The sequence below is a fragment of the Pseudomonas sp. NFACC46-3 genome, assembly GCF_900114515.1.
Lineage (GTDB): Bacteria > Pseudomonadota > Gammaproteobacteria > Pseudomonadales > Pseudomonadaceae > Aquipseudomonas > Aquipseudomonas fluorescens_Q.
The window spans coordinates 29885-44408 of sequence record NZ_FOTH01000033.1; the positions used below are offsets into that span (position 1 = coordinate 29885).

Annotated in this window: 13 protein-coding genes; 9 read left to right on the forward strand and 4 right to left on the reverse strand. The window is 61.1% G+C overall.

Annotated elements, in window-relative coordinates; all coding sequences use genetic code 11:
• Positions 1 to 54 precede the first annotated feature (54 nt).
• Positions 55 to 318: a hypothetical protein gene (locus BM300_RS24885; protein ID WP_063320740.1), complete on the forward strand. Its 264-nt coding sequence runs from the start codon at positions 55 to 57 to the stop codon at positions 316 to 318.
• Between the two features lie 86 nt (positions 319 to 404).
• A complete protein-coding gene (locus tag BM300_RS24890; protein ID WP_092145941.1) occupies positions 405 to 1298 on the forward strand; it encodes a LysR family transcriptional regulator in 894 nt (297 codons plus the stop codon).
• Here the strand turns inward: BM300_RS24890 and BM300_RS24895 are convergent.
• The 4 genes from BM300_RS24895 to BM300_RS24915 form a co-directional block, all read right to left on the reverse strand.
• Positions 1264 to 1878, reverse strand: a complete 615-nt coding sequence (locus tag BM300_RS24895; RefSeq protein ID WP_092145943.1) for a GNAT family N-acetyltransferase — start codon at positions 1876 to 1878, stop codon at positions 1264 to 1266. The genes BM300_RS24890 and BM300_RS24895 overlap by 35 nt on opposite strands.
• A gap of 326 nt (positions 1879 to 2204) precedes the next feature.
• The gene (dnaQ, locus tag BM300_RS24905) at positions 2205 to 2966 is read right to left on the reverse strand and encodes a DNA polymerase III subunit epsilon (RefSeq protein ID WP_060741972.1); all 762 of its coding nucleotides are present in this window, start codon (positions 2964 to 2966) and stop codon (positions 2205 to 2207) included.
• A gap of 201 nt (positions 2967 to 3167) precedes the next feature.
• Entirely contained in the window at positions 3168 to 3620 is a 453-nt protein-coding gene (rnhA, locus tag BM300_RS24910) for a ribonuclease HI (RefSeq protein WP_030142629.1), read from the reverse strand.
• An 89-nt stretch (positions 3621 to 3709) separates the two neighbouring features.
• A complete protein-coding gene (locus tag BM300_RS24915; RefSeq protein ID WP_057452232.1) occupies positions 3710 to 4468 on the reverse strand; it encodes a class I SAM-dependent methyltransferase in 759 nt (252 codons plus the stop codon).
• 65 nt (positions 4469 to 4533) lie between these two features.
• On the opposite strand from BM300_RS24915, the gene gloB reads away from it, so the two are divergent.
• The 7 genes from gloB (at position 4534) to BM300_RS24950 (ending at position 14518) form a co-directional block, all read left to right on the forward strand.
• Positions 4534 to 5301, forward strand: a complete 768-nt coding sequence (gloB, locus tag BM300_RS24920; protein ID WP_092348738.1) for a hydroxyacylglutathione hydrolase — start codon at positions 4534 to 4536, stop codon at positions 5299 to 5301.
• Between the two features lie 99 nt (positions 5302 to 5400).
• A complete protein-coding gene (locus BM300_RS24925; RefSeq protein WP_063320736.1) occupies positions 5401 to 6849 on the forward strand; it encodes a transglycosylase SLT domain-containing protein in 1449 nt (482 codons plus the stop codon).
• 275 nt (positions 6850 to 7124) lie between these two features.
• Positions 7125 to 8957 (forward strand): extracellular solute-binding protein, encoded by a 1833-nt coding sequence (locus tag BM300_RS24930; RefSeq protein WP_092145953.1) that lies wholly within the window; start codon positions 7125 to 7127, stop codon positions 8955 to 8957.
• Positions 8954 to 10807 (forward strand): extracellular solute-binding protein, encoded by a 1854-nt coding sequence (locus BM300_RS24935; RefSeq protein ID WP_092464270.1) that lies wholly within the window; start codon positions 8954 to 8956, stop codon positions 10805 to 10807. The genes BM300_RS24930 and BM300_RS24935 overlap by 4 nt, the downstream gene beginning before the upstream one ends.
• A 4-nt stretch (positions 10808 to 10811) precedes the next feature.
• Positions 10812 to 11885: a microcin C ABC transporter permease YejB gene (locus tag BM300_RS24940; RefSeq protein ID WP_063320733.1), complete on the forward strand. Its 1074-nt coding sequence runs from the start codon at positions 10812 to 10814 to the stop codon at positions 11883 to 11885.
• A 1-nt stretch (position 11886) separates the two neighbouring features.
• Positions 11887 to 12906, forward strand: coding sequence for an ABC transporter permease (locus BM300_RS24945; protein ID WP_092145955.1), 1020 nt, complete (start codon positions 11887 to 11889; stop codon positions 12904 to 12906).
• Position 12907: 1 nt separating this feature from the next.
• Positions 12908 to 14518, forward strand: coding sequence for an ABC transporter ATP-binding protein (locus BM300_RS24950; RefSeq protein ID WP_063320731.1), 1611 nt, complete (start codon positions 12908 to 12910; stop codon positions 14516 to 14518).
• Positions 14519 to 14524 lie beyond the last annotated feature (6 nt).

Here is a 14524-nt window from a genome sequence, read left to right on the forward strand (position 1 = left end):
ACCAGGGTCTACAGAACCGCAAATCGAGTGATTTATTTCCAGAGGTTCTAAGCGATGGCAGCAGTACTTGTCGGACAATTTCATGCGCGGGACGCCGAAGGTCGCGTCTATTCGGTGCATGAGTTTCAGGAATCGACCCCGTCGCCCGACGGAAACGGCAAGGAGCCTGTCACCACCTATAAGTTGGCTATCGGTGATCGAGTCAACAAACTCGAAGACGGAAAATTTATTCTAGTGCAATCTCAAATCGAACTGACGCGCGAACCGGAAACGCCACTGCAAGCTCAAACACCCACTGAAACGCAAATAGCTTCATAACCGGCAGTTATGAGCAGAAGTCGTGCCCGGACTTGGGTTAGGATTCAGCCACTCAATGGCTCACCCGCCGAACATGGACTTCTTGCATGCGTTTACGCCACATCGAAGTGATCCAGGCGCTGCTGCAGACCGGTCACCTCGGCACGGCGGCCGAATGGCTGCAACTGCCGGTGGCGGAGGTCGAGGCGATCCTGCGCGATGCCGAGGCCCAGTTGGGCTTCATGCTGTTTGCCAGCGTGCGCGGGCGCCTGCAGGCCACCCGGGAAACCCTTGAACTGCGCGACGGCATCACGCGGGTGTACGACACCCTCGAACCGGTGCAGCGCCTGGCCAGCAGCCTGAAACACTATCAGGCGCCACCCTTGCGCATTATCTGCACCCCGCCGCTGGCCCAGCAGTTGTTGCCCCAGAGCATCGCCGCCCTGCGTCGCCGCCATCCGGATGCGCCCTGCACCCTGCTCAGCCAACCGACTCGCGACATCGTCCACAGCCTGCTGTTGCGTGAAAGTGACCTGGGCCTGAGCTTGCACGACCCCGAACACCCCGACATCCATTGCCAGATGATCGCCCAGGGCAAACTGCAATTGCTGGCACCTCACGGCTGGCTGCAACCACGACAGAAATACATTTCGCTCCAGGACCTGGCAGGCCAGCCGTTGGTAGGCCTGGATGGCCATGACCCGCTGAGCCCGGCGTTCGAGCATAAACTGGCGGCGCTGCGTCCGGCGCCGATGATCCAGATCCGCGTCCAGACCCATCAGATGATGCGCGCGATGGTCGAGGCCGGCGAAGGCCTTGCCATCGTCGACCCGTTCACTGCCTCGGGTGCCAAGGGCAGTGGCCTGGACGTCTGCCCGGTATCGCCCGCCATTGCGATTAGCCTCTATGCCTTGAGCCTGAACGGCACGCCGCCCTCACCCGCTGTCCAATCGCTGCTGGAACGGGTTACGGAACAAGCCGAGGCGTTGCTGAGCCACTGATCGACATGCCCAGCGGATCGTCGAACAGCCGGTACCAGAACAACGCCACTTCGGCGGTATGTCGGTCAATGCCGCGATAGCGCAGGTGATCGATACCACCGAGCACGTAGCCGCAACGTTCATAGAGCCGGCATGCACCCAGATTGTTGTTCTGGGTTTCGAGCATGATGCCCGGCAGTTTTTTCTTGCGGCTCCAGAACTGGGCGACATCGAGCAATGCCTTGGCCACCCCGTGGCGACGGGCCGGGGCGTGCACCGCCAACTCGTCGATGTGGGCGTAGCCGTTCCAGTTGGTACTGACGACCAGATGCCCCACGGGCTGGTCGTCGAGATAGGCCATGAAAATCTCGCTGTCCGGGGCATTGCGGAAGCTGCTGAATTCCTCGGGATCGATGCCATAGCACTTGCGATAGGGAACAATGGGCGTCACCGGCCATTGGCTGACGGGCCGGCCGATCTGCGCCGTCGCGTAGTCGCTGACTTCGAAGCTGAAGTCACTGCCCCAGATATAAGCGGCAAAGCCGTCATCGACGACGCGCACCGACAACCCGGGGTGCTTGGGATTCATGACCGGTTGCATACTGGGGAAGGTCCTCATTCCTTGAGACAACCAACGGCGTGGTGCCATCCATTGCCCTTGCCTTTCAAATCTTCACACATCAAGCGGGATCCGTAGCCTGCCCGTTACCTCAGGGTAGAAGGTCGTGGCGATTGTGGCGAGAAATGAACGATGGATGCAGTAGCTCACACAAGGATTGCCTGGATCATTGTGGCGAGGGAGCTTGCTCCCGCTTGAGTGCGAAGCGCTCACAAAATGGGCTGCTACGCAGCCCAGCGGGAGCAAGCTCCCTCGCCACAGGCTCTTTACTTACCTTGAATGAACAGCATGGCTCTCATAGGGTTTCATCAGTGCGTGGCGGCCTGTGCCTCGGCCAACTGCGTCCACAATGCCGGAGCGCCTGCAGACTTGGCGATGGCTTCCAGACGCGCGGCATGTTCGGCCAGGTCGCTTTCGCTGGCGCGGATAATCCGCGATGGCTGGCGGTCAGCGGGCAAACGCCGGATCTCCGTGGCCTGGTTGCCGGAGCCTTCGCCGGTACCATTGCCGTCCGAGGCGTTACCGGCCAGGGACAGGCTGGTCTGGCCGCCGGTCATGGTCAGGTAGACGTCGGCCAGGATCTCGGAGTCGAGCAAGGCGCCGTGCAGTTCACGACCGGAGTTGTCGACGCCATAGCGCTTGCACAAGGCATCGAGGCTGTTGCGCTGCCCGGGGTGACGTTCCCTGGCCATCATCAAGGTGTCGAGGATGGTGCAATGCTGGGTAATGTCAGCCCGGTCGTGCTGGCCCATCAGGGCGAATTCGTTGTTGATGAACCCGACGTCGAACGCCGCGTTGTGGATGATCAACTGCGCGCCCTGGATGAATTCGAAGAACTCGTCGGCCACTTCGGCGAAACGCGGCTTGCCCACCAGAAATTCGTTGGTGATGCCGTGCACGCCAATGGCGCCTTCGTCGCTTTCGCGGTCCGGTTGCAGGTAAACGTGGAAATGGCGACCGGTCAGGCGCCGGCCGATCAGCTCGACACAACCGATTTCAATAATCCGGTGACCATCGGTCACCGGCATGCCGGTGGTTTCGGTATCCAGTACTACAGATCTGTTGGCCATCAGTGTTCAGCTCTCAGCGGGCAGTCTTGCAAAAGCGCGGATCTTAACACGCTCACGGAACGCGGTGCCGCACCTGTGGCGAGGGAGCTTGCTCCCGCTGGACTGCGAAGCAGGCCCCTTCGGGCGGTCGCTGCGCAACCGAGCGGGAGCAAGCTCCCTCGCCACAGGTGTCATCCTCTCCAGATCATGACAACGTCTCTATCAAGCCTGCTTGTAGCCCCGCACCTCATCCACCCCACGATTGGCCAACTGGTCCGCCCGTTCGTTGCCGTGGTGGCCGATGTGGCCGCGCACCCATTTCCAGGTGACGTTGTGGCGGTTGACCTGTTCATCCAGCAGCTTCCAGAGATCGGCGTTTTTTACCGGTTCCTTTGCCGCCGTCTTCCAGCCGCGTTTCTTCCAGTTCGCCATCCATTCGTTGATGCCTTTCATGACGTACTGAGAGTCGGTCACCAACAGCACATCGCAGGGCCGCTTGAGCTCCTCCAGGCCACGGATGGCGCCCATCAGCTCCATGCGATTGTTGGTGGTATTGGCTTCGCCGCCCCAGAGCTCCTTCTCCACGCCCTTGCACACCAGCAACGCGCCCCAGCCGCCCGGACCGGGGTTGCCCTTGCAGGCGCCATCAGTGAAGAGTTCTACGCTATCGCTCATGCCAATCTATCCAGGAAAAAATGCAAAGGCCCGCCGATCAGGCCCGACAACACCCGCAGCCCAATGCCGGCAAGCACCATTGAAAAAGGTTACGGCTCGATGTGGCGACGATTGACCTTGGCCATTGGCAAAGGAATCAGCTTGCCCATCGGCTCGCGTCGCGCCTGGCGCACCGGGCGCAGACCGACCGCGATCTTGCGTGCCACCAGCAGGTAGAAACCACCACCGGAGAGCTGCCAATCACCGGCCTTGCGCTCCCAGCCGGCCAGGCGCGCCTGCCACTTGGGCGACGCGAGCGGCGGACGATAGCACCCGAAGCGGCGTTTCTCCAGCGCAAAGCCCAGCAGGTTGAGCCAGTCGCCGACCCTCGACGCCGAGATGCAGCGGGCCTGGCGCAAGGCATCGTGGGCAAACACATGACGCAAGCCCCAAGCGCTCCAGGGGTTGATGCCGATGATCAACAGATGGCCGCCGGGACGCACGCTGCTGGCGGCCTCACGCAACAGACCGTGGGGCGACAGGCAGAAATCCAGGCCGTGCTGCATGACCACCACGTCGGCGGCATGTTCGCTCAACGGCCAGGCCTGCTCCTCGCAGACGATTTCCACCCCGGGCAACGGCGCCCCCAGGCGCACGTTGCGCTGGACTTGCGGTGCCGACGGCGGCGTTTGCGCCGAAGGGCCGTAGTGCACCAGATAGCCGCCGAAGAACCGGCCCAACTCGTCTTCGAGCATGCGCCGTTCTTCTTCCAGCAAAAATTGCCCGACAGGGCCGGACAGCCATTCACGGGCGGCGCTGATCAACGCCAGCCAGTCAGGATCAGCCTGAGCGAACGCTTCATCGGTCATTGCATTCTCCAACGCGTCAGGAAGTTCTAAGATGCGCCTTTGTTTTCCGCTTGGCGAATTCCGCGATGATACAGATCAGTGCCCTGCCCGCATTCACCGATAACTACATCTGGTTGTTACAGGACCACGCCACCCTGCGCTGCGCCGTGGTCGACCCGGGTGACGCCGCTCCGGTGCAGGCCTGGCTCGAGACCCATCCGGGCTGGGTCCTGAGCGACATCTTGATCACCCACCATCACCATGATCATGTCGGCGGCGTCCAGGCGCTGAAGAATGCGACGAACGCCACCGTCTACGGCCCGGCCAGCGAAAACATCCCGGCGCGGGACAAGGCCCTGCATGACAACGACAAGGTCAGCGTGCTCGGCTGGGACTTCGATGTCTACGCCGTGCCTGGCCACACCCTCGGGCACATTGCCTACTACCACCATGGCCTGTTGTTCTGTGGCGACACCCTGTTCGCCGCCGGTTGCGGCCGGCTCTTCGAAGGCACGCCTGCGCAAATGCACCATTCGCTCAGTCGCCTCGCCGCCCTGCCTGAAGATACGCTGGTCTACTGCACCCATGAATATACCCTCAGCAACCTGAAGTTCGCGGCCGCCGTGGAGCCCGGCAATCCGGACGTCGCTGCCCGCCTGGAAAAAGTCAGCCGGCAACGCAACGAAGGCATCATGACCCTGCCCTCGACCCTGGCCCTGGAAAAACTCACCAATCCGTTCCTGCGCACGACTGAAACATCCGTTAAACAAAAAGCAGACGAACGGAACGGCCAGCGAAACCAGACGCCGAGTGAGGTTTTTGCGGCCTTGAGGGCTTGGAAAGATACGTTCTAAGGCAGCTATCGATTGATACAAAAATTCTGAAAGGTTGACCTGTTGGGGTGCGCTTCCTAGAATCGGCCGACATTTTTGCCCGGAACTTACTTCCAGCCAATGTCGTCATCCATACGCAGGTCCGTCCAGTCAGACACATTGACCCGCTTGGCTCAAGCCATCGCGGTGGCTGTGTCCGCCACCTTGGCGGGCTGCCAGAGCACGAGCCAGCTGCCGCAGACCGACGCGGCACACACACCGAATATCGCCGCTCGCGCCAAACAGAAGCCGGTATGGCTCACCGAGAAACCCAGCCCTCAAGTCCCCCAGGACGTCTGGGAGCGCATGCGCCAGGGCTTCCAGTTGCAGGAAACGGCCGGCGTCAACCCGCGTATCGAGCAACAGCGCCTGTGGTTCGCCAGCAACCCTTCCTTCATGGAAAACGCCGGTGAGCGCGGCAGCCTGTACATCCACTACATCGTCGAACGCCTCGAAGAGCGCAACATGCCGCTGGAACTGGCGTTGCTGCCGGTGATCGAGAGTGCCTACAACCCCATGGCCTATTCCCGGGCCAACGCAGTGGGCCTGTGGCAATTCATCCCGTCCACGGGGCGTTACTTCAACTTGCGTCAGACCCGCTTCTATGACGGACGTCGCGACATCACCGCCTCCACCACGGCCGCCCTGGACTACCTGACGCGCCTGCACGACATGTTCAACGGCGACTGGTTGCTGGCGCTGGCGGCCTACAACGCCGGCGAGGGTACGGTCAGCCGCGCCATCGAGCGCAACGAGAAGCTTGGCCTGCCCACCGACTACTGGAACCTGCCGCTGCCCAGCGAGACCCAGGCCTATGTGCCAAAGTTGCTGGCGCTGTCCCAGGTGGTGCTCTCGCCCGATGCCTATGGCGTGAACCTCAACCCGATCGCCAACGAACCCTATTTCCAGGTCGTCGAGATCAACCAGCGCATGGACCTGTCCAAGGTCGCGGCGGTGGCCAACATCGACGAAGACGAGCTGTTCCAGCTCAACCCGGCCTTCAAGCAACGCACCACCATCGACGGCCCCCAGCACCTGTTGGTGCCCACGTCCAAGGCCCAGCTGCTGACCGCCAGCCTGTCGACCATGCGCCCGGAAGAGCTGATCAGCCAGCGCGCGCTCAAGCCGGTTTTCGAATCCGCCGACGACAGCGAAGTCGAAGGTGCCAGGCGCACCTACCGCGTCAAACGCGGCGACAACCTGGCTCAGATCGCCAAGGCCAACAACGTCCAGACCAAGGACCTGCAACGCTGGAACAAGCTCAGTGGCAACAAGCTCAAGGTCGGCCAGACCCTGGTGATGCAGGACGCCAAGGCCAGCAAGGCCCGTGGCAAGCGCATCAGCACCGTGGTGGCCGCCAACAGCAAGGACCAGAAGAAGCAGACCCAATACAAGGTCAAGCAAGGTGATTCGCTGTACGTCGTCGCCAAGCGCTTCAACGTGGAAATGCAGCACCTCAAGCGCTGGAACCCGCGGATGGGCAAGGCACTCAAGCCTGGGCAGATGCTGACGGTCTACTCCCCGCACTAAGCCTCGCGGTGGCCGAGGAGCTTTTTGTGGTGAGGGGATTTATCCCCGTTGGGCTGCGAAGCAGCCCTAAAGCCAGGCACCACGGCGTTTAAGGAAGTTTGGATGGGGTCGCTTCGCAACCCAGCGGGGATGAATCCCCTCGCCACAAGTTCGGAGCTCTACCGATATCCACCACCTTACTGACACTACCCGCTGAACCCCGCCTTTTTCCTGCCGATACAAGCTGTTACTGTACAGGCCATAAAAGCCCAAGCCGCCTGGATCGGATCTCAGACTTGATACGTCCCCTCCTCTTGCTCCTGATCAGCCTGGCCTTGAGCTCTCCCGCCAGCGCAACCATCAGCGAAAGCCATGGCTATGCGCAGTTCGGCACGCTCAAGTACCCGGCCAGATTCACCCACTTCGACTGGGTCAACCCGCAAGCGCCCAAGGGCGGTGTCTTGCGAGTCATGGCATTCGGCACCTTCGATACGCTCAATCCCTACACGTTCAAGGGCAGCAGCCCGGTTTCCACGCCCAATTTCCTGCAATACGGCATCAATGAGCTGAACGAACCACTGATGGTCGGCACAGGCCAGTACGCACCGTCCGGTGATGAACCGACGTCGAGCTACGGCCTGATCGCCCAGTCGGTGGAGTACAGCGAGGACCGCAGCTGGGTGGTGTTCAACCTGCGCCCCGAAGCGCGCTTCCACGATGGCGTGCCCATCACCGCCTATGACGTGGCGTTCTCCTACAGGACCCTGCTCAAGGATGGGCACCCGCAATACCGTACCAACCTGCAGGAAGTGCTACGGGTCGACATTCTCAACCCACGGAGAATCCGCTTTGTCTTCAAGCGCGCGGGCAATCCGCTGCTGATCCTGCGCCTGGGGGAACTGCCGGTGTTGCCCCAACATTACTGGAAAGACCGCGATTTCAAGGCGACGACCTTCGAACCGCCCCTGGGCAGCGGGCCGTATCGCATCACCAAAGTGCAACCAGGCCGCCAGCTGGTGTTCGAACGAGTCAAGGATTACTGGGGCAAGGAACTGCCGGTCAATCGCGGCAAGTACAACTACGACCGCATGGACGTGGAGTTCTATCGTGACAGCGAAGTTGCCTTCGAAGCCTTCAAGGCTGGCGAGTTCGATATCTACATCGAACACCAGGCCAAGAACTGGGCCAATGGCTATGACTTTCCGGCGATCAAGCGCGGCGACATAATCAAGGCGCAGATTCCCCACCAGATCCCGACCCAGACCCAAGGCCTGTTCATGAACACCCGGCGCGGCACGTTTGCCGAAGTCAAGGTACGTGAAGCCCTGGGGCTGATGTTTGATTTCGAGTGGACCAACCGCACCCTGTTCAGCGGCGCCTACAAGCGCACCCTCAGTTATTACCCCAACAGCGAGTTTTCCGCCACTGGCCTGCCGGTGGGCCATGAATGGCTGCTGCTCAAGCCGTACCGGGAACAATTGCCGGCCAAACTGCTCACCGAACCCTTCAGCTTGCCCAAGACCGACGGTCGCGGCATTCCCCGGGAAACCCTGCGTAAAGCCCTGGGGTTATTGAAGCAAGCCGGTTGGAACCTCAACGGCCAACGCCTGCTGAACGCCGACAGCCAGCCCCTGAGCTTCGAAATCCTGCTGGTGAACCCGAACCTGGAGCGCATCCTGCAACCCTACGTCGAGAACCTCGCCAGCATCGGCATCCAGGCCCGGCTGCGCACGGTGGACCGTGCCCAATACAAGCAGCGTCTTGACCAGTTCGACTTCGACATGATCCTGTTGACCTTGAGCCAGACCCTCAGCCCGGGTCTCGAGCAATGGCAGTACTTCCACTCCAGCCAGGTCGGGGTCAAGGGCAGCAAGAACTACTCCGGGATCGCCAACCCAGTGGTCGACCATCTGCTGGAAAAGCTGCTCGCCGCCCAGACCCGCGACGAACAGGTCGCCGCCGGCAAGGCGCTGGATCGCGTGCTGCTGTGGCAGCATTACTGCATTCCCAACTGGTATCTCAATTATCATCGCCTGGCTTATCGAAACCGGTTCGCCTTCGTCACCACGCCGCCCTACACCCTGGGCCTGAGCGCATGGTGGCTGAAATCTTCGGAGAAAGATCAATGAAGCCTTTACGCGCCCTGCTCCTGCAGGCCAGCAGCCTGTTATTCACCGGGCTGGCCTGCGCCGCGCCGCAGCATGCCGTGACCTTGTACAACGAGCCGCCGAAGTACCCGGCCAACTTCAAGCATTTCGACTACGTCAACCCGGACGCGCCCAAAGGCGGAATCTTCCGCCAGGGCGGTTTTGGGGGCTTCGACAGCCTCAACCCGTTCATCAGCAAAGGCGTGCCGGCCGATGACATCGGCTTGATCTACGACACCCTGGCCAAGCAGGGCCTGGACGAACCGTTCACTGAATATGGCCTGATCGCCGAAAAAATCGAGAAAGCCCCGGACAATGGCTGGGTGCGCTTTTACCTGCGCCCCGAAGCCCGTTTCAACGACGGCCATCCGGTACGCGCCGAAGACGTGGTCTTCAGCTTCCAGACCCTGACCAAGGACGGCGCGCCGATGTTTCGCGGCTATTACAACGACGTCGCCGACGTCATCGCCGAAGACCCGCTCAAGGTTTTGTTCAAGTTCAAGCACACCAATAATCGTGAACTGCCGTTGATTCTCGGCCAACTGCCGGTATTGCCGAAACACTGGTGGGCCGAGCGCGACTTCAGCAAGGGCAATCTGGAGATCCCCCTGGGCAGCGGCCCCTACAAAGTCGCTGAAGTGAAGGCCGGACGCTCGATCCGTTATGAGCGAGTGAAGGACTATTGGGGCAAGGACCTGCCGGTCAATCGCGGCTTTTATAATTTCGACGTACTGGCGACCGACTACTACCGCGACAACACCGTCGCGGTCGAGGCCTTGAAAGCCGGGCAGTTTGATTTCTGGCTGGAAATGACCGCCAAGAACTGGGCCAACGCCTACAACATCCCGGCCGTGACCGAAGGCCGATTGATCAAGGAACAGATCCCCAACGGCAACCCCACCGGCATGCAGGGTTTTGTCTACAACCTGCGCCGGCCGATCTTCCAGGACGTACGGGTGCGCAAGGCCTTGAGCCTGTTGTTGGACTTCGAGTGGACCAACAAGCAGCTATTCAACGGCGCCTACGCCCGCACCCGCAGCTATTTCGAGAATTCGGAGATGGCCGCCACCGGGCTGCCCGGCGAAGACGAGTTGAAGATCCTCGAACCCCTGCGCGACAAGATTCCCGAACAGGTCTTCACCGACGCCTTCCAGCCGTCGATGTGTGACGGCAGCGGCATGATCCGCGACCAGCAGCGCAAGGCCTACCAATTGCTGCAAGAGGCCGGCTGGCGCATCGTCGACGACAAGATGGTCGATGCCCAAGGCAAACCGGTGGTGCTGGAGTTTTTGCTGGCCCAGACCGAGTTCGAACGGATACTGCTGCCGTTCAAGCGCAACCTGAGCGACCTGGGCATCGAGCTGATCATCCGTCGGGTCGACGTCTCCCAATTCGTCAACCGCGTACGCTCCCGGGACTTTGACCTGGTGGTGGGCAGCTTCCCGCAATCCAGCTCACCGGGTAACGAACAGCGCGAGTTCTGGATGTCGGCCGCCGCCGACAAACCCGGCAGCCGCAACACCATGGGCCTTAAGGATCCAGCCGTTGACCAGTTGGTGGAACAACTGATCAACGCCGATTCGCGCAAGAGCCTGGTAGCTCACGCCCGGGCGCTGGATCGGGTTTTGCAATGGGGCTACTACGTGATCCCGAACTGGCACATCAAGACCTGGCGCGTGGCCTACTGGAACCACATCGGCCATCCGAAAATCACGCCGACCTATGACATCGGCACCACCACCTGGTGGGTCAAGCCGGAGGTCAAGCCGGCCGATGAAGTAGAGAAGCAGGTCATCGAGCAGCAAATCGCCGCCCCTGCGAGCGTGGAGTAACAAAATGCTGGCTTACATTTTTCGGCGACTGCTGCTGATCATCCCGACCCTGTTCGGCATTCTGCTGATCAACTTCGTCATCATCCAGGCCGCGCCCGGCGGGCCGGTGGAGCAGATGATCGCCAAGCTCGAAGGTTTCGAAGGCGCCACCAGCCGCATTGCCGGCGGCGGTGCCGAAGTGTCGGTGGCCGGTTCCTCCTACCGCGGCGCCCAAGGCCTGGACCCGGCGCTGGTCAAGGAAATCGAGCGTATGTACGGCTTTGACAAGTCGGCACCCGAACGCCTGTGGATCATGATCAAGAACTACGCCCACCTGGACTTCGGCGACAGTTTTTTTCGCGATGCCAAGGTCATCGACCTGATCAAGGAAAAGATGCCGGTGTCCATCTCCCTCGGGTTGTGGAGCACGCTGATCATGTACCTGGTGTCGATCCCGCTGGGGATCGCCAAGGCCACGCGGCACGGCAGCCATTTCGACGTCTGGACCAGCTCGGCCATCATCGTCGGCTACGCGATCCCGTCGTTCCTGTTCGCCATCCTGCTGATCGTGGTGTTTGCCGGCGGCAGCTATTTCGACTGGTTCCCCTTGCGCGGACTGACCTCCAACAACTTCGACGAGTTGAGCATGGGCGGCAAGATCCTCGATTACTTCTGGCACCTGGCCTTGCCCGTGACCGCCCTGGTGATCGGTAACTTCGCCACCATGACCCTGCTGACCAAGAACAGTTTCCTCGACGAAATCAACAAGCAATACGTGGTCACCGCCAAGGCCAAGGGCCTGACCCGCCACCGGGTGCTCTATGGCCACGTCTTTCGCAACGCCATGCTGCTGGTGATCGCCGGTTTCCCTTCGGCATTCATCGGGATCTTCTTTACCGGCTCCCTGCTGGTGGAAGTGATCTTCTCCCTCGACGGCCTGGGCCTGATGAGTTTCGAAGCGGCGATCAACCGCGACTACCCGGTGGTGTTCGGCACCCTATTCATCTTCACCTTGCTGGGACTGGTGGTGAAACTGATCGGCGATTTGACCTACACCTTTGTCGATCCGCGCATCGACTTCGAAAGCCGGGAGCATTGAGATGAACCTGTCCCCTCTCAATCGCCGGCGCTTCGAACTGTTCAAGGCCAACAAGCGTGGCTGGTGGTCGCTGTGGCTGTTCCTGATCCTGTTCGGGCTGAGCCTGGGCGCCGAGTTGATCGCCAACGACAAGCCGCTGGTGGTGCATTACGACGACGGCTGGTACTTCCCGGCCGTCAAGCGCTACCCGGAAACCACGTTCGGCGGCGAATTCCCGCTGGAAGCCAACTACAAGAGCCCGTACATCCGTGAACTGCTGGCGGCCAAGAACGCCTGGGTGCTGTGGGCACCGATTCCGTTCAGCTACCAGAGCATCAACTACGACCTGAAGGTCCCGGCCCCGGCACCGCCCTCTTCCGTGAACTGGCTGGGCACCGATGACCAGGGCCGCGATGTCCTGGCCCGGGTCATCTATGGCTTCCGCATCTCGGTACTGTTTGCCCTGACGCTGACCGTGCTCAGCTCGATCATCGGCGTGATCGCCGGCGCCCTGCAGGGCTTCTATGGCGGCTGGGTGGACCTGGCTGGCCAACGCTTCCTGGAAATCTGGTCCGGGCTGCCGGTGCTGTACCTGCTGATCATCCTGGCCAGTTTCGTCCAGCCCAACTTCTGGTGGCTGCTGGGCATCATGCTGCTGTTTTCCTGGATGAGCCTGGTGGATGTGGTCCGTGCCGAATTCCTGCGCGGGCGCAACCTGGAATACGTCCGCGCGGCGCGGGCACTGGGCATGCAGAACGGCGCGATCATGTTCCGTCACATCCTGCCCAACGCCATGGTCTCGACCATGACGTTCATGCCGTTCATCCTCACCGGCGCCATTGGCACCCTCACCGCCCTGGATTTCCTCGGCTTTGGCCTGCCGCCCGGCGCACCGTCCCTGGGGGAGCTGGTGGCCCAGGGCAAATCCAACCTCCAGGCGCCCTGGCTGGGCATCAGCGCGTTCGCCGTGCTGGCCGTGATGCTGAGCCTGCTGGTGTTCATCGGCGAGTCCGCTCGCGATGCCTTCGATCCGAGGAAATGAAATGAACCAGGATAATCTGATCGAAGTGCGTGACCTGGCGGTGGAGTTCATTGTTGGCGAACGCCGCCAACGTGTGGTCGAGGGGGTCAGTTTCGATATCAAGCGCGGCGAAACCCTGGCCCTGGTGGGTGAAAGCGGCTCGGGCAAATCAGTCACCGCCCACTCGATCCTGCGGTTGCTGCCCTACCCGCTGGCCCATCACCCCACCGGGACCATCCAGTATGCCGGCCAGAATTTGCTGGGCTTGAAGGAAAAAACCATCCGTCATATCCGCGGCAACCGGATCGCGATGATTTTCCAGGAGCCGATGACATCCCTCAACCCGCTGCACTCCATTGAAAAACAGATCAATGAAGTGCTCGGCATCCACAAGGGCCTGAGCGGCAAGGTCGCGACCCGCCGGACCCTCGAGTTGCTGGAACTGGTCGGCATTCCCGAGCCCCACAAGCGCCTCAAAGCCCTGCCCCACGAGCTGTCCGGCGGCCAGCGCCAGCGGGTGATGATCGCCATGGCCCTGGCCAACGAGCCGGAACTGCTGATCGCCGACGAGCCGACCACCGCGCTGGATGTCACCGTCCAGCTGAAAATCCTCGAATTACTCAAGCAATTGCAGGCGCGATTGGGCATGTCGCTGCTGCTGATCAGCCACGATTTGAACCTGGTGCGAAGAATTGCGCATCGCGTATGTGTCATGCAGCGCGGTTGCATCGTCGAACAGGCATCGTGCGAAGAGTTGTTCCGCGCACCGCAGCATCCGTACACTCGGGAACTGCTGGGCGCCGAACCCAGCGGCACCCCGGCGAGTAACGTCGTCGGCCCGCCGCTGTTGCAGGTCGAGGACCTGAAAGTCTGGTTCCCGATCAAGAAAGGCCTGTTCAAGCGCACGGTAGACTACATCAAGGCCGTGGACGGTATCCGCTTCAGCCTGCCTCAGGGCCAGACCCTGGGTATCGTCGGCGAAAGCGGTTCCGGCAAATCCACCCTGGGGCTGGCAATCCTGCGATTGATCGGCAGCCAGGGCGGGATCCGCTTCGAAGGCAAGCAGCTGGACAGCCTGACGCAGCAACAAGTCCGGCCGCTACGCCGGGAGATGCAAGTGGTGTTTCAGGACCCGTTTGGCAGCCTGAGCCCACGGATGTGTGTAAGCCAGATCGTCGGCGAAGGCCTGCGGATCCACAAGATCGGCACCGAAGCCGAACAGGAACAAGCGATAATCGCGGCATTGAAGGAGGTAGGCCTGGACCCGGAAACCCGGAACCGCTACCCCCATGAATTTTCCGGAGGGCAACGGCAGCGTATCGCCATTGCCCGGGCCCTGGTGCTCAAGCCGGCGTTGATTCTGCTGGATGAACCGACGTCGGCCCTGGACCGTACCGTGCAACGCCAAGTGGTGGAGCTGTTGCGGTCGTTGCAAACCAAGTACAACCTGACGTACCTGTTTATCAGCCATGACCTGGCTGTCGTCAAAGCGCTGAGCCACCAGTTGATGGTGGTCAAGCATGGCCAAGTGGTCGAACAAGGTGATGCCCGCAGCATATTCGCCGCGCCGCAGCACCCCTATACACAGCAGTTGCTGGAGGCCGCCTTCCTGGCCCCAACAACTGCCGAATAACCTGAA